The sequence below is a fragment of the Paenibacillus thermotolerans genome (genome assembly GCF_028745515.1).
GTDB lineage: Bacteria > Bacillota > Bacilli > Paenibacillales > YIM-B00363 > Paenibacillus_AE > Paenibacillus_AE thermotolerans.
Map to the genome: position 1 here is coordinate 26,220 of NZ_JAQZSG010000023.1, position 14,796 is coordinate 41,015.

17 protein-coding genes are annotated in these 14,796 nt (G+C 51.6%); 15 read left to right on the forward strand and 2 right to left on the reverse strand.

Annotated features, from left to right (window positions below):
- Positions 1 to 139 precede the first annotated feature (139 nt).
- The 9 genes from PT964_RS17790 (at position 140) to PT964_RS17830 (ending at position 7,751) form a co-directional block, all read left to right on the forward strand.
- A complete protein-coding gene (locus PT964_RS17790) occupies positions 140 to 715 on the forward strand; it encodes an Ada metal-binding domain-containing protein (RefSeq protein WP_274364711.1) in 576 nt (191 codons plus the stop codon).
- Positions 715 to 1,269 (forward strand): methylated-DNA--[protein]-cysteine S-methyltransferase, encoded by a 555-nt coding sequence (locus PT964_RS17795; protein WP_274364712.1) that lies wholly within the window; start codon positions 715 to 717, stop codon positions 1,267 to 1,269. Before PT964_RS17790 ends, PT964_RS17795 begins: the two co-directional genes overlap by 1 nt.
- Positions 1,235 to 2,149, forward strand: coding sequence for a DNA-3-methyladenine glycosylase family protein (locus tag PT964_RS17800; RefSeq protein WP_274364713.1), 915 nt, complete (start codon positions 1,235 to 1,237; stop codon positions 2,147 to 2,149). Before PT964_RS17795 ends, PT964_RS17800 begins: the two co-directional genes overlap by 35 nt.
- A gap of 99 nt (positions 2,150 to 2,248) precedes the next feature.
- The gene (locus PT964_RS17805) at positions 2,249 to 2,797 is read left to right on the forward strand and encodes a DUF3231 family protein (protein WP_274364777.1); all 549 of its coding nucleotides are present in this window, start codon (positions 2,249 to 2,251) and stop codon (positions 2,795 to 2,797) included.
- A gap of 151 nt (positions 2,798 to 2,948) precedes the next feature.
- On the forward strand, positions 2,949 to 3,431 hold the full coding sequence (locus tag PT964_RS17810; RefSeq protein WP_274364714.1) for a DUF2975 domain-containing protein: 483 nt from the start codon (positions 2,949 to 2,951) through the stop codon (positions 3,429 to 3,431).
- Positions 3,432 to 3,441: 10 nt separating this feature from the next.
- A complete protein-coding gene (locus tag PT964_RS17815) occupies positions 3,442 to 3,657 on the forward strand; it encodes a helix-turn-helix domain-containing protein (protein WP_274364715.1) in 216 nt (71 codons plus the stop codon).
- A gap of 27 nt (positions 3,658 to 3,684) precedes the next feature.
- Positions 3,685 to 4,506: a DUF817 domain-containing protein gene (locus PT964_RS17820; RefSeq protein ID WP_274364716.1), complete on the forward strand. Its 822-nt coding sequence runs from the start codon at positions 3,685 to 3,687 to the stop codon at positions 4,504 to 4,506.
- Between the two features lie 95 nt (positions 4,507 to 4,601).
- Positions 4,602 to 5,636 (forward strand): DUF3231 family protein, encoded by a 1,035-nt coding sequence (locus PT964_RS17825; RefSeq protein ID WP_274364717.1) that lies wholly within the window; start codon positions 4,602 to 4,604, stop codon positions 5,634 to 5,636.
- Positions 5,637 to 5,909: 273 nt separating this feature from the next.
- Positions 5,910 to 7,751 carry a cation:proton antiporter family protein gene (locus tag PT964_RS17830; protein ID WP_274364718.1) on the forward strand — a complete coding sequence of 614 codons (1,842 nt, stop codon included), beginning with the start codon at positions 5,910 to 5,912 and terminating at the stop codon, positions 7,749 to 7,751.
- A 251-nt stretch (positions 7,752 to 8,002) separates the two neighbouring features.
- Here the strand turns inward: PT964_RS17830 and PT964_RS17835 are convergent, their stop codons facing one another.
- On the reverse strand, positions 8,003 to 8,413 hold the full coding sequence (locus PT964_RS17835) for a hypothetical protein (protein WP_274364719.1): 411 nt from the start codon (positions 8,411 to 8,413) through the stop codon (positions 8,003 to 8,005).
- A gap of 176 nt (positions 8,414 to 8,589) precedes the next feature.
- Between PT964_RS17835 and PT964_RS17840 the strand changes: the two genes are divergently transcribed.
- The 6 genes from PT964_RS17840 (at position 8,590) to PT964_RS17865 (ending at position 14,168) form a co-directional block, all read left to right on the forward strand.
- Positions 8,590 to 9,348: a GTP cyclohydrolase II gene (locus PT964_RS17840; RefSeq protein WP_274364720.1), complete on the forward strand. Its 759-nt coding sequence runs from the start codon at positions 8,590 to 8,592 to the stop codon at positions 9,346 to 9,348.
- A gap of 65 nt (positions 9,349 to 9,413) precedes the next feature.
- A complete protein-coding gene (locus PT964_RS17845) occupies positions 9,414 to 9,830 on the forward strand; it encodes an Rrf2 family transcriptional regulator (protein ID WP_274364721.1) in 417 nt (138 codons plus the stop codon).
- Positions 9,831 to 9,919: 89 nt separating this feature from the next.
- Positions 9,920 to 10,786: an SDR family oxidoreductase gene (locus PT964_RS17850; protein ID WP_274364722.1), complete on the forward strand. Its 867-nt coding sequence runs from the start codon at positions 9,920 to 9,922 to the stop codon at positions 10,784 to 10,786.
- Between the two features lie 472 nt (positions 10,787 to 11,258).
- Positions 11,259 to 11,855 (forward strand): DedA family protein, encoded by a 597-nt coding sequence (locus PT964_RS17855; RefSeq protein WP_274364723.1) that lies wholly within the window; start codon positions 11,259 to 11,261, stop codon positions 11,853 to 11,855.
- Between the two features lie 6 nt (positions 11,856 to 11,861).
- Positions 11,862 to 12,356, forward strand: coding sequence for a MarR family winged helix-turn-helix transcriptional regulator (locus tag PT964_RS17860; RefSeq protein ID WP_274364724.1), 495 nt, complete (start codon positions 11,862 to 11,864; stop codon positions 12,354 to 12,356).
- A 567-nt stretch (positions 12,357 to 12,923) separates the two neighbouring features.
- The gene (locus PT964_RS17865) at positions 12,924 to 14,168 is read left to right on the forward strand and encodes a molybdopterin molybdotransferase MoeA (RefSeq protein WP_274364725.1); all 1,245 of its coding nucleotides are present in this window, start codon (positions 12,924 to 12,926) and stop codon (positions 14,166 to 14,168) included.
- A 58-nt stretch (positions 14,169 to 14,226) separates the two neighbouring features.
- Here PT964_RS17865 and PT964_RS17870 read toward each other — a convergent pair whose 3' ends face one another.
- Positions 14,227 to 14,781 (reverse strand): PadR family transcriptional regulator, encoded by a 555-nt coding sequence (locus tag PT964_RS17870; protein ID WP_274364726.1) that lies wholly within the window; start codon positions 14,779 to 14,781, stop codon positions 14,227 to 14,229.
- Positions 14,782 to 14,796: the final 15 nt, after the last annotated feature.

Genomic DNA, 14,796 nt, shown 5'->3' on the forward strand with positions numbered 1-14,796 from the left:
AGGTTATGAAACCAAAGAAAGCTCTTTTTTTGTTCGCACCTGCCCAATGAACCGCGCCTATCGAAATGTTGCTGTCGTAGTCGGAAGGCCTTTATGCGTACACGGGTTCGGGTTATACTGACGACAAGAGGTGATACGAATGGATCGGCTGTTGTTCGACCGGATTTACGCCACCGTAGCCAAGAAGGAAAATACGTATGACGGCATCTATTATACCTGCGTCAAGACGACCAAAATCTTTTGCCGGCCCTCCTGCCGGGCACGAACGCCTTACCCGCAGAACGTGACGTTCGTGACGTCGGTGTCCGAAGCGATCCGAGCCGGCTTCCGTCCGTGCAAACGGTGCAAGCCGGAGGAACCGGGCAAGCAAGGCCCGGACGAACGATTGGCCGCCCGAGTGGACGAGATGCTGGAACGGCAGCTGGATCGGCCGGTTACGCTCCGATCGCTGGCGGCCGAGCTTTCGATCAGCCCATTTCATCTTCAACGGCTGTATAAGCGGGTGACGGGCCATACGCCGGCCGAGCAGCTGCACCATATCCGGCTAAGGGAAGCCAGAAGAAGGCTGGAGCTCGGCATCGATACGATGGCCGGCATCGCCGATGCCGTGGGCTTTCGGAGCCCGTCCCATTTTACGGCGTGGTTTAAGCGGGAGGTCGGAAAATCGCCTAGCGAATACCGCGCCGTTCATTTGGAAGGAGATAAGAGAACATAATGAATCAACCGATTGTGTATTGGACCCGATTCGGTTCCGGCGAGGAGCAGTGGACGCTTTTCGCTACGGATAAAGGCATATGCCGCCTGATGTACCCGCACGATAATCCGGAGGATGCGACGGAATGGATCAATCGCCATATGCCGGGAGCTCAGCTGCAAGAAAATCGCGAGATCTTCGAGGAGTACGGCGTCATTCGGCTGTTGGAGAATTACTTCAGGGGCAAACCGGTCTCCTTCGAGACGGTGCCGCTTGATATGAGGGGTACTTCTTTCCAAAAGGAAGTATGGACGGCGCTGGCGCAAATCCCCTACGGTACGACCTGCACCTACCGGGATATTGCGGTGTCGATCGGCCGTCCGCAAGCCGTTCGGGCGGTAGGCGCGGCGAACGGGGCGAACCCGGTGCCGGTGATCGTACCGTGCCACCGGGTCGTCGGCTCGAACAAGACTTTGGTCGGCTACCGCGGCGGACTGAAGATCAAAAGCATGCTGCTCGGACTGGAAGGAGTGAAGCCGCTTGAACCGGCCGGACACGCACGATTCCAGTTTTGAGGTCGCGGCGCCGGAGCCGTTCCGATTCGCTCCCTGCCTGGAGTATTTGGCCCGCTCCTCGAATGAGTGCCTCTACGAAATCCGCGGGAATGAGATCCGCAAGCTGGTCCCCGTAGGCGGACGCAACGTCCTGATCTCCGTGCAAAACAAGGAGGATCGCGCGTTGAACATATCCGTCCTGCACGGCGGCCCGCTCACTCCGGCGGAGAAGCGGGAAGCGGCCGATTACGTGCGGGCCTGGTTTGATCTCGATCGCGAGCTGGCGCCGTTCTATGCGTTAGCCCGCGCGGACGGGGTGCTCGGCGCGTTGGTCGAACGATTCCACGGTCTTCGAATCATGGGTATTCCCGATTTGTTCGAAGCGCTGTGCTGGGCGATATTGGGACAGCAGGTGAATCTGGCGTTCGCCTACACGCTGAAGGCGAGAGTGACGGAGGCATACGGCGACGCTCTGGAGTGGGACGGCACGGTCTACCGCCGTTTTCCGACGCCGGAGCAGCTGCTCGCCGCATCACCGGACGAGCTCGGCTCGCTGAAGCTGAGCCGGGCGAAAAGCGCCGCCCTGCTCGAGGTCGCACGCTTGATGGCCGCAGGAGAGTTGTCCCTTGAAGGGCTGCTTGCGCTTGGCGACTACGACTTGATGGAGCGGCGGCTGCTGGCTATTCGCGGGATCGGTCCGTGGACGGCCCATTATGTACGGATGCGCTGCCTAGGAGACCCGAGCGCGTTTCCGATCGGAGACGTGGGTCTGCATAACGCGGTGAAAACGACGCTCGGGCTGGCGGAGAAGCCTGCGCCGGAGCGTTTTCGCGAGCTGTTCGCCGGTTGGAAAGGCTGGGAGGCGTACGCCACCTTTTATTTATGGCGAACCTTATATTAATCGGATTTACAACCTGAAAGATGAATTAATGAATATTTTCATTAATGAGTAGAAAAATACTCCATAAAATGAAGTGATGGAGGAAGTATCTTGGTCAACATGATCGGAACTGCAGTCGACACGATAAAATCTATGCTTACAGAAGCGGATAAACAGCCGATGCATATCGGCGAAACAAATACTTGCTGGATTTATCTTGCGGGGCTGCAGCTAGCCAAAGCTTCAGTGCAGATTGCTCTGAACACAACGAAAGACGATGAGTTATCAAACATATTAAATGAAGATTTACAGCTGAATTTTAAACAACAGGAAACGTTAAAAGACCTGCTGATAAGAGAAGGGATACCGCTTCCGCCTGGGCATGAGGATATGCCGAAGTCAAATGCGGAAAGCATCCCTCTCGGTGCTAAAATGACCGATGAAATTATCGCGAATGAATTGTCCATAAAGATAACGAGTTTAATTATGTGTGCAGCGGGAGGAGCATGCGAGTCCGTTCGAACGGATTTGGGAGCTATGTTTGCACAATTTCTAGGTGAAAAAATGTTACTTGGGACACGTCTCAAGCAACTAATGCGTTATCGAGGGTGGATAAAGGTTCCGCCTTTCTACGTACCGCCGGGTGCACCGATAACAGAACAACAATAAAATACCTTAAATACCCGTCTTCTTGCGCTTGCGGAGGCGGGTATTTTTTTATATAACAACAATAATTTATTTAAATACGCAATTTATTTATTGTAAAACGATAAATTTAATGGTAAAGTCATACTGAATTCAATATAAGCGAGGGGTAAATATGAAACAAGGAACAACACTCTTTTTAAAGGCAGCTGTAATTCTCATGGGAATTCCGGTACTTGCTTTGTGCATATTTTTAGTGCCCGAGATCGCAGACTTTGCGGCTGAATTGTACCCGGATACGGCTTATTTGAAATATCTCGTGTTCATCGATTTGTACGCATCGGCGGTCCCATTCTACTTGGCGCTGTATCAAGCTTTTAAACTGTTAAGCTATATCGACAAGAATAGAGCCTTCTCGGAGCTATCCGTAACAGCATTGAAAAAAATCAAATACTGTGCAATCGCAATCAGCATCTTACATGCATTAGGCATGCCGATTTTTTATCTCATAGCTGAAGCGGACGACGCTCCGGGGGTCATCGTGATCGGATTGGTCTTGATTTTTGCTTCCTTGGTAATTGGGGTATTCGCCGCCGTTCTCCAGAAGCTTTTACAAGAGGCGATCGATATTAAATCGGAACATGATTTAACGGTCTGAGGTGAATCACATGGCGATTATTATCAATATTGACGTGATGCTGGCGAAACGGAAAATGAGCGTTACGGAGCTTTCGGAGAGGATCGGAATAACGATGGCCAACCTTTCGATATTGAAGAACGGAAAGGCGAAAGCGGTCCGATTGTCGACGTTAGAAGCGATTTGCAAGGCTTTAGATTGTCAGCCTGGAGATATTTTAGAATACAAGAGTGACGAAGAGACTTAAGGACTCCACTCGGAAAGCGAGAAGCTTATGCAAAGACGCTTATGGCATGCCCTGCAGCAGCTGGTACGCTTCGGCTGGCAGCAAGCGCTGTCCTGTGTATTTCCTGTGGTTATCTTTGCCTCACTGGCTCTGACGCAGCACATTCATCTTCCTTGGCTGCCGCGTTACGATTGGCTGCTGATCATCTGTCTGGCCATGCAGGTTTGGATGCTGCGCTCCGGCCTTGAAACACGCGACGAGCTGAAGGTGATCACCGTCTTTCACCTGATTGGATTGGCTCTGGAATTGTTCAAAGTGCACATGGGGTCCTGGTCGTACCCGGAAGACGGTTGGACGAAGGTGAACGGAGTCCCCCTTTACAGCGGATTTATGTATGCCAGCGTGGCCAGCTACTTGTGTCAGGCTTGGCGGCGCCTGAAGGTTGAGCTTGTTCGCTGGCCTCCGCTCTGGTTGGTTACTCCGCTTGCCGCCGCGATTTACCTGAATTTCTTTACCCACCATTATTGGGTCGACATTCGCTGGTGGCTGTCGGCATTGGTGTTGATCGTATTTTGGCGAACGTGGGTTACCTATGAGGTCGGCCGTCATCGTTACCGGATGCCTCTTGCTCTTTCCTTCGTGCTGATCGGCTTCTTTATATGGATTGCGGAGAACGTCGCGACCTTTTTTAGCGCATGGCAATACCCGAATCAATCCGACGCCTGGCATATCGTCCATGTAGGCAAGGTCAGCTCCTGGCTTCTGCTCGTCATTGTCAGCTTTCTGATCGTCGCCGCGTTGAAACGAGTCAAAGAGCGGCTGCCTGACATTGACAAAGATAGCCGCAACCCTGCGATTTCGGAGATGTAATATCGACCCCTGCAGTTGATACGGCTAATGACCTTATTTTTACGCATATTCGTCATTAATTAGGTGAAAATAAATTACGGAAATGGGGGTAATTTATGGAAGCCGATAATTTGCGGGTGAAACCGCACAATATAAAATTAAGCTGTACGGAAATCGGGGGACTTTGGAGTATTTATATTCAAGAGAGTATGTCGATTTGTTTCTTGAGATACTTTTTGCATCACCTTCAGGATGGGGACATTATTCCTTTAGCCAAGGAGGCAATGGAAATTTCAACAGGACGGGTGAACCGGATCAAAGCATTTTTTTCGGCGGAAAATTTCCCGATTCCCGAGGGGTTTTCAGAAAGCGATGTAAATTTGGCGGCCCCGCCGTTATTTCATGATACGTTTACCTTAAGTTTTATTTACATGGTGAATCGTTTGGGTATGATTAATTTCGCATTTACTGCCTCCAACAATGTTCGGCTTGATGTACTCGATTTTTTTAACGAGTGCATACACAGCTCAACCGAGATGTTCGGCAAAGCCGTTAGAATGATGCTGGAGAAGGGCATTTACGATCGACCGCCGAAAATGAACTATCCTTCAAAAATAGAATACGTTCAACAGGAGTCTTTCATCGACGGATTGTTAGGTAAGAAGCGACCGTTAAGCGCTGTAGAATTATCCGAGATCTTCTTCAATATTGAAAGAAATTACTTCTCGATTATTATCATGCTTGGATTCGCGCAAGTATTGAAGGATACAAAACTAAGGGATCATGTAATTAGAGGGCAGAAACTAAGTGAACAACAAGTGGAGTTGTTTAACCAATTGCTGTTGGATGAAAAACTGCTCGGAACGGTAACCGTTAGTATGGAAGTCACCGCATCGACAACTTCCCCGTTTTCTGAAAAGCTGATCATGTCAATGATCAACATACTAAATGCGGTTGACATCGTGCTCATTTCGCACGCCTTGGCTCTTTCCATGCGGGCTGACCTCATTGCACATTACACGAAAATTGTGGGTAAAGTGATGCTGTACGCTAAAGACACTTTTGATATTGTGGTCGAACGAAAATGGATGGAGCAGCCGCCTCTTGTCACAGACCGGCAGCAATTAATCGATTCCTTACATCCATCTTGACCGATGCGACGACCGATGCCGCGATCAAATCGTTCGAAAGCGGAAGGCGCGTCACGCTTTGAAGTAAAGAAAATAGTGCACGAACGAAACGAGGTGCAGCCCGCCATAGAGAGGCTGCTCCTTTATTTTTTTGATGTAACGAAAAGTGCCGTAGCAATACATTCAGCTTACATTATATTGTAATAATAGTTAATATGATCGACATTTGACTCCTGGAATGTTACCATTTCATGGTTAAAGTCCGGGTTGATTGTATAGAAAGCGGGGAATTGTATGCAGCATGATTTAACATCGCTCATGATCGTGGTCGCTGTGGCGTTCTTGGTGCCGATCCTGCTCCATCAATTGCGGCTGAAGCTGATTCCGGTCGTAGTTGCGGAGATCGTAGCCGGTTTGCTGCTTGGCAAGACAGGGTTTAATGTCGTGCACGAGGACACATGGCTGACGCTGCTATCGCTGTTCGGCTTCATATTTCTCATGTTTCTCAGCGGGCTTGAGATCGATTTTTCCATGCCTCAAAGAAGCGCCAATGCGGGGGGAAAGGGAAGAAGTCCGCTTGTTCTCTCCATCGTGCTATTCGCCTTCATTTTGATTCTGTCTTTGGGATTATCGTACGCGCTTTCGCTTGTCGGTCTTGTGGACGACCCTTACTTCATGACACTGATCGTTTCGACCATTTCGCTGGGTGTCGTCGTACCTGTTCTGAAGGAAAGAAAACTGATGGGGACGGAGCTCGGGCAGACGATTTTCCTTACGACGGTCATCTCCGATTTTGTCACGATGATTTTGCTCGCCGTCTATGTCAGCTTAATTGCCAAAGATATTTCGAAGCTGATGCTGTTGCTGTTTTTCTTCGTGATCGTGTTTGCGATTTATCGGTTTATTGTCCGCTTCTTCCGAATCGGCAGGATGGGTCTTTTCACAGCGGGAACTTCACAGCTCGGCACGCGGGCCGTGTTCGCTCTGATCCTGTTGTTCGTCGTACTATCCGAATCGCTTGGCGTAGAGCATATTCTCGGGGCGTTCCTGGCCGGGGTCATCGTCTCGATCCTGTCCCCGAGAAGAGAATTCGTGCATCAGCTTGAATCGTTCGGGTACGGATTTTTGATTCCGATTTTTTTCGTGATGGTTGGCGTGAGGCTTGACTTGCGTACGGTAGTTTCAGACACTCAGGTGCTTCTGCTGATCCCGGTCCTTCTTGCGGCGGTATTCTTGTCCAAAATCATTCCTGCGCTAATGCTGAAACGATGGTATTCCTGGAGAGAGGTAGCGGGAACCGGCATCCTGCTGTCATCGACTTTGTCGCTGGTCATAGCGGCCGCAACCATCGCTTATAATCTCGGGATTATCGATCAATCGGTGCAAGGCGCGCTTATTTTGGTCGCCGTAATCAGCTGTCTCATTTTCCCGGTTATTTTCAATCGGCTCGTTCCGAAGCCGGAACGGAAGCCGCTTCGAGTATCCGTCGTCGGGGCGAACCATATCACGATTCCGCTGTCTCACCAAATGAATAAGGACGGATATGCGGTTCGGCTGTTTAGCGCCGGTACGACGGGCGCCGCAGAGGCAACCGAATCCGCAGGTGCAGCCGGCTTGATACCGGTCGCCGATCTATCGCCAAGAACGTTAACGGAGCATCAGGCATTCGATACCGATCTGATCGTGATCGGTACGATGGAGGACAGCCGTAACATGGAATTAGCCGACGAGGCCAGAGAGGCGGGAGTGCCGAGAGTGATCGTACGCATTGAGGACCCCGGAAAGCTGACCGAATTCCGCAATAGGCTAGGCACCGACGAGGAAGAGCGGACGACGGTATTCTCGACCTTGTATGCGGCTAGAACGCTGCTGAAGGCATTGATCGAACAGCCGAGCGCCGTTCGTCTCATCTCGGAAGACGACGGAACGATTCGCGAGGTTCGGTTGAACAATCCGAGCTATGAGGAATCGCTGCTGCGCGAGCTTCCGTTAACGGGCGATATTCTGATACTGCGCATTTATCGGGGGGACTCGTTTATTATTCCGCACGGCAATACGCCGGTTCATACCGGAGATCGCCTGCTGGTCAGCGGAGGGGCTGAGCACATCGCCGCACTCCGCAACGAATTGGAGTAGCTCTCCACCGTTTTTTGCCGCTCCTCGCTAACCCCTGCAGTTCTAACGGACACCACCAGACGCTATATCGCCAATTTGCCGGCTGCCAAAGCGCTAACGGACACCGCAGACGCTATACCCCGATTTTTGGCGCTGATCCCTGCTTTTTCGAGGCAATAATTGCGGTGGTGTCCGTTACAACTGAAAACTCCGCTCAAAACGACGAATAACTGCAGCTCTGACCGTTAGACGTTAGAAACGGTAACTTTTATTTACTTTTGTAGCAGCTGAATTTTATCGGCATATTTTTTCGTTGTTAAGGAAGAGACAGTGCTCGCCAACCAAACCAGCATGAGTGTGATGCTGAGAAAAACAATGAGCCTTATCAATAGATTGCTTATGATCCAGTCTGCTGAAGCGGTCGCCAAGGTATACCCAATGGTTATGTATCCGACGGCCCAAGCACCATACATATTTGCTTCATACTTAATAATTTTGCTTACACGCCGTCTGACGATTTCAATATTTCGATCTTGGGACATAGCTTTGGAATCCGATGCAATCAAATGGGCGATCCGGTTTAGGAACGACACCGATTTGGTTGAAGTAAACACTCGGTCAAGCCCGAAGAGGAGAACGAACGGTACGATACATCCGGCAAGTTGAAATGCATTTCCTAACACCGTAACAACTCCCTAGAGATGATTTGGGGCATTACATATGATGAATAAATATATGGCTTTTCCATAAATATATGCCTCATATATCACGAGGTAAGGGGGGGCCGATAGCCGTTCCCGAAATAAACATGCAAGCTTTTAGTCACACTACATGTATCATGTGCCCGGAGGTAACCGTCATGCCCGCAAAAACGCTCGACCCCAAAGTAATCTCCCTTCTTCAAGATAAAATACAGCTCATTAAGACGGAAAAAGGGGCGATCTACTTAGTCGGACCGATTACACTGCCTGTCAATTTGCTGGGAGAAACCGTCCAATTCAAATGGTACTGCTGGTTGAACTGCGATGAAGCGACCGAGAATTTCGAGAGGATCGTTGCAAAGCTGTCTTCCGTCAACCTGGCTGAATTCCAGCAGTCCAGCGTCTTGGTTCACGGTGACTTTCAACATGCCGAGCATGCTTTGATACGGTTCCATTCGATCTGCCACACCGGAGACATCTTCGGGAGCAAACGGTGCGATTGCGGGTACCAGTTAAAGCAATCGATGAAGCATATCGCGGAGCATGGGAACGGGGCGTTGTTTTACCTGGCAAACCACGAAGGCAGAGGAATCGGTTTATTCAGCAAGGCTCTGGCTTACATCCTGCAGGAGAACGGGTACGATACGGTCGATGCGAACCTGAAGCTCGGTTTTATCGATGATGCTCGAGACTACAGCGATGCGATCCAAGTGTTAAAAGCCCTTCGAAAAAAGCCGGTAACGCTGATCACGAACAATCCCCGAAAGCTGGAGGCGCTCAGAAAGGCCGGTATGGATGTGGAAGATCGAGTCCAGCTATGGGGAGACGTGTCGGAGTATAACGAAAAGTATCTAAGAACGAAGATTGAGCGGTCCGGTCATCTGAATGTAGGGGAAGGGTGCTGCAATAACGATTAGCTGCGGCGAACTTGACGATTTCATGCGTTATAACTATAATGGTTACAACGGTGGTGGTGGCGCATTTGAAACAAATAAGCACACGCTTTTCTATTGCGGTTCATATCCTTTCTCTCATTGCGGTCAGTGCGAACGAGTGTACCGGAGACTTCATTGCGGGCAGCGTCAATACGAATCCCGTCATCATTCGAAGAATCATGGGAATGTTAAAAAAAGCGGGTTTATTGGAAGTCCGTGCCGGAATAGGGGGAGCCTCTTTGCCCAAAGCACCCGATCAAATTACGCTTCTTGATGTTTATCGGGCCGTAAATGTAACGAAAGAGGACCGGTTATTTCGCATACATGAAGGCGCCAATCCGCAGTGCCCGGTCGGGCGGAGCATCGAGTCGGTACTCCAATCCGAATTGAAGGAAGCTCAATCCGCGATGGAGCGACGGCTGGAGCAGACGACTTTAAGCCAGCTGACGACTAGGTTCAAATAAATGAGAGCTCTTTACGAGCTTTTATTTTATACATTTGTTGTAACCGCTCATGTTACAGCGCTTACAAATCATAATAGGAGGAACGAATAATGAAGATGTTAGTAACGGGAGCGACAGGTAAACTAGGATCGAAGGTTGTAGAGACGCTATTAAAAACAGTGCCGGCGGATCAATTGGCAGTCAGCGTTCGAAACCCGGAGAAAGCGGAAGGATTGCGGGCTCGCGGAGTGGACGTTCGCCAGGGTGATTTTGACCGTCCGGAAACATTGGATACCGCGTTTGCAGGCATCGATCGTATATTGATTATTTCCGCAGACGGAGACAACGAAACGAGAATTCGTCAGCACTCCAATGCGGTTGCCGCTGCGAAGCGTGCCGGAGTTTCATTTATCGCCTATACCAGCATAGCCAACGCACAGGAAAGCAAGAACATCCTTGCTCCGGTGCACAAGGTATCGGAGGAAGCGATTTCGAACACGGGAATTCCTTACTCTTTCTTGCGCAACAACTGGTACCTGGAAAATGAAATTCCAAGCATGCAAGGCGTGCTGGCCGGAGCTCCTTGGGTGACATCGGCAGGGTCCGGCAAGGTAGGCTGGGCGCTGCAGCAAGATTACGCGGAAGCGGCGGCTGCCGTATTGGCCGGAACCGGGCATGAGAATACGATCTATGAGCTTTCGGGTAAGCTGCTGACTCAAGAAGAGCTGGCGTCGGAGCTTGGTGCCGTGCTCGGCAGGGAAGTAACGGTGCAGCAAGTTAACGACGACGCGTACGCTGACATTATGAGGAGCGTAGGCGTGCCGGACTTTGTTATCCCGCTTGTCGTAGGGATTCAGCAAAGTATTCGGGAAGGAACGCTGGAGGTCGAAAGCAACGATTTCGAAAAGCTGCTCGGCCGTCCGGTTACGCCGATCAGGGAAGCGTTGAAGCACATCGTCGACGGAATCTCCCAGTGACGTCACGGCACCGAGCGGAACAACGTTGAAGGTGGAAAGGGTGTTCTCTGCGGAACGCCCTTTTCTCATAAGAAGCCTACCGGCCGACGGACGAAAGAGCAGGAGGATGAGGCTGCCGGCGAATAGTTGACCGATCAGGGCGCCGTGAATGCCGCCGTGCCAATGCTTGTTTCGAGGCGTCGGCGAGCCTATTTCTTGTTCGGCGCAGAGCTTTCTTTATTTTTCCGATATAACTTGTTTAGAAGCATTAGTGGGGAAGAATAAAGCTCGGAAAGTCCTGTCATCTCACTCCAACTATAGACGGTTAGGAACGGCATCAAGCCGATCACCAAGACGGCGAAAACAAACCCGGCGAATATGCACAGAAGGGCTTTGCGCAGCGACATAACCTCATCTCCCTCTGTTATTGATTGTAGTACTTATGTTTATGCAGCATTGGCGTGATAAATCCGATGGAAAGGAGAATTGACCGTTGCTGAGTCACAAACTATTGGCGCTCATCGTCCATTACGGCTATTTCGGCATCTTCGGCGCATTGGTACTTGGCATTGTCGGATTGCCTATGCCGGATGAAATTTTAATGACATTCGCCGGATATTTGATATCGGAAGGAAAACTCCGATATGTACCGACGGTGCTTGTGTCGACGGCCGGGAGCTTCGCAGGCATGTCCGTCAGCTATTGGATCGGGCGTGCATTCGGGTATCCGCTTTTGGATAAATACGGGAGTAAAATTCATATTACGAAAGAAAGGATGGACCGTACGCAGCGCTGGTTCGGCCGATTCGGAAAATTTGCCGTAACCGTCGGGTATTTTATCCCGGGAGTACGCCATTTGACCGCCTATAGCGCAGGGATCAGCAAATGGCCTTATCCGAGCTTTTGCATGTATGCGGCCCCCGGAGCGATGGTTTGGAGCGCGGCTTTTATTACCTTGGGCACTTACTTGGGCGAACATTGGCGGGTCGTTACGGAAACGATGCACCGGCATCTTTTGATCCTGGCCGTTGTTTTGATCGGTGCGGGACTCGCCGTTTGGTACGTGAGAAAGGCTATGGTTCGGGCATAATGTGATATGAATCACAACCTCATCCGCCATACACCATTAGGATGGGAGAGAGAAGGGGACGTCGGGCGCGATGGGGGGACGGATTTGGTTACGAATACGAATGTAAATACGAATGAACGCATGACGAAGGACATTTACGAGAAGCTGGCCCGGTTTCGGTATGAATTACGAAAGTTTCTGCACTTTAGCGAAACGGCGGCTCGGGATCAAGGGATTACTCCGCAATGCCACCAGCTGCTGCTGTCCATACAAGGATATCCGGGAAGAGATTATGCGACGATCTCGGAAATTGCCGAACGTCTGCAAATTACCAAGCATGCTTGCGTCGGGCTCGTCAACCGAACCGAGAAGCAGGGCTATGTACGGAGAACGCCGAATCCGGACGATAAGCGCAGCAATTACGTACATTTGACCGAAGCGGGGGGCAGTCATTCTGGAACGGCTGTCCGAACTCCACTGGAGGGAGCTGAACCGGCTCGGGATCGGCGGGTTTACGAATAAGGAGAGGTAAAATTAAAGCTATAACCGTGAAAGAAAGCTGTTCCGTCAAGGAACGGCTTTTTTAATATATAAGTATAAATTTTCGAGCAGGGGCACATGAATGCTGTCATACAGCTAAAGGACACCACAGACGCTATATCGTCAATTTGCCTTCTGCCACACCTCTAACGGTCACCACAGACGCTAAACCCCTATTTTTGGCGCTTTTCCCCGCTTTTTCGTAGCAATAACTGCAGTGGAGTCCGTTAAAATTGCAAACTCCGCTCAAAACGCCGAATAGCTGCATCCTTGTCCGTTAGAAGCGATCACTACTCCGTCATGACTTTTTTTTGCAATCGGGCGGGTAGGACTAGCTTGCCGTGAGAAATGTATCTTCGACCGGGAACCGACTTGGCGCTGGCGAACTGCATGGTTCATCTGCTCATCGAAGCAAGCTGACAAACCCGAAGCATGTGGAGGAGGTTTGCAAGGCGTGGGGCATAACGCCCGAAGAGATGCCGCTGTATATTGGGTATATTTTCTTGATACAATGTAATCGGTTCTTGTTTTGCGGGGAGGGGAGAGACGGTGGAGACGGACTTCAAATTTAAGCGGCGCGCGGTTTCCGTAGAGGAAGCCACTTCGTTAGTATTGAGCGAGATTCGGGAAACGGTGGCGATCCCGCTCGGCATCGGGCAGGCTGCCTTCTATCGGCTTGCCGAGGATTTCGCGGCGCCGGGCGAGTATCCTCCCTTCAATCGATCCGGCATGGACGGCTATGCGGTTCGTTCCGCCGATACGCTCGGAGCGTCAAGCGAAGCTCCTATCCTGCTGGAGGTCGTCGATCATATTATGTGCGGCTCGAAGCCGTCCGTTCCGCTCGGGAAGGGGCAAGCTTCGCGGATTATGACCGGCGCCATGGCGCCTCCTGAAGCGGATGCGGTCGTTATGCTGGAGCAGACGATCGAAGAGGAAGCCGGCGGCAAGCGGTATATTCGCTTGAAGCGGGAAGCCGCGCCGGGCATGAACCTGACGAAAGCGGGAGATGAAATCCGCCCGAACGAGCGGCTGCTTACGAAGGGGACGCTGCTTCAGGAGGGGGAGCTGGCATTGCTGGCAACGTTCGGTGCGGCGAATGTCCGCGTCAGGCGGAAGCCGAAGGTGGCGATTCTGCCGACCGGGGACGAACTGCTGCCGGTGGAGGCGCCGCTTGCGGAAGGCAAAATCCGCAACAGCAACGGCGTCATGCTGGCCGCCCAGGTGCTGAAAGCCGGGGGCGTGCCCGAGCTGCTGGAGCCGGCCGGAGACGATGCGAGCAAGCTGGGAGAGCGGCTATCCCGTGCGTTCGAGCGCTGCGATGCCGTCATTACGACCGGCGGCGTTTCCGTAGGCGACCGGGACGTGCTGACGGACTGGTTTGCCGGGTGGGACGGGAAGCTGCTGTTTAACAAAGTAATGATGCGGCCGGGCAGTCCGACCTCCGCGGGTAGCAAGGACGGCAAGCTGCTATTCGCGTTATCCGGCAATCCCGGGGCCTGCTTCGTCGGCTTTCTGCTGTTTGTCCGCCCCGCCTTGCTTCGCATGCAAGGTGTCGAGCGCGCAAAGCCGGAAGAAACCGAAGCGTTCCTGAGCCGGGATTTCACCAAGACCAACGCGTACGAACGGTTTTTGCGGGGCAGGCTTACGGCGCGCAGCGGGCGTCTGTTCGCCGAGCCGGTCGGGGCGGATCAATCCTCCGTCATGCGGACGATTTCCGAAGCGAACTGCTTGATCCGCATTCCGCCGACGGCGGGCATCGCGGCCGATACGCTAGTGAAGGTCATTCCGCTTTAGTGAAGCTTTTAATAAGAAATCCGGATTCCCAAGTAATGGGGTCCGGATTTTTTTGCGATCATTTTCCCGTCAATTTCGCTATAAAACGATCGCACCAGTCAATATATAATCTTTCATGCTCGATGCCGAATTCGACGACAGGGATCGTAGAAGCGATCGGATCGAATGCACCGGATCGCGAGTCGGGAAGCATGTTTTCCAGCTCCGCTACTTTATCCAGATAATAAGACAGCCGTTGCTCATGCTGCTTCTTAACCTCCCGTACCTGCGCGGCCATCCGGGAAGGTTCCACGAGCCATGTGTTGTACACCTTCAAAAGAAAATCGTCGCGGGTATTTTCCACACCGCCCGGCTCGACCGTCCACCGAATCAATTCATCCCGGCCGGACTCCGTTATTTCGTAAACCTTTCTGGCGGGTCGGTAGCTGTTCTGTTCGACCCCCTGAAGCCTTACGAGCCCTTCCTCCTCCATCTTGCTTAACTCCGGGTACACCTGGTTGCTTCCGACTTTCCAGAAGGGGCCGATGCGATTGTTCATGTGCTGCTTAATGTCGTAGCCGCTAAGAGGCTCGCGTGCCAATAATGTTAACAAGGCGTACCGTATCGAAGCCACATTTCTCAGCTCCCC

Excerpts from the sequence above, each read along its gene's own strand:
- PT964_RS17860 (WP_274364724.1), top strand. The coding sequence starts at position 11,862 with ATGAATCACAACCTCATCCGCCATACACCATTAGGATGGGAGAGAGAA.
- PT964_RS17815 (WP_274364715.1), top strand. The coding sequence starts at position 3,442 with ATGGCGATTATTATCAATATTGACGTGATGCTGGCGAAACGGAAAATG.
- PT964_RS17790 (WP_274364711.1), top strand. The coding sequence starts at position 140 with ATGGATCGGCTGTTGTTCGACCGGATTTACGCCACCGTAGCCAAGAAG.
- PT964_RS17840 (WP_274364720.1), top strand. The coding sequence starts at position 8,590 with ATGCCCGCAAAAACGCTCGACCCCAAAGTAATCTCCCTTCTTCAAGAT.
- PT964_RS17795 (WP_274364712.1), top strand. The coding sequence starts at position 715 with ATGAATCAACCGATTGTGTATTGGACCCGATTCGGTTCCGGCGAGGAG.
- PT964_RS17805 (WP_274364777.1), top strand. The coding sequence starts at position 2,249 with ATGATCGGAACTGCAGTCGACACGATAAAATCTATGCTTACAGAAGCG.
- PT964_RS17825 (WP_274364717.1), top strand. The coding sequence starts at position 4,602 with ATGGAAGCCGATAATTTGCGGGTGAAACCGCACAATATAAAATTAAGC.
- PT964_RS17810 (WP_274364714.1), top strand. The coding sequence starts at position 2,949 with ATGAAACAAGGAACAACACTCTTTTTAAAGGCAGCTGTAATTCTCATG.
- PT964_RS17830 (WP_274364718.1), top strand. The coding sequence starts at position 5,910 with ATGCAGCATGATTTAACATCGCTCATGATCGTGGTCGCTGTGGCGTTC.
- PT964_RS17850 (WP_274364722.1), top strand. The coding sequence starts at position 9,920 with ATGAAGATGTTAGTAACGGGAGCGACAGGTAAACTAGGATCGAAGGTT.
- PT964_RS17820 (WP_274364716.1), top strand. The coding sequence starts at position 3,685 with ATGCAAAGACGCTTATGGCATGCCCTGCAGCAGCTGGTACGCTTCGGC.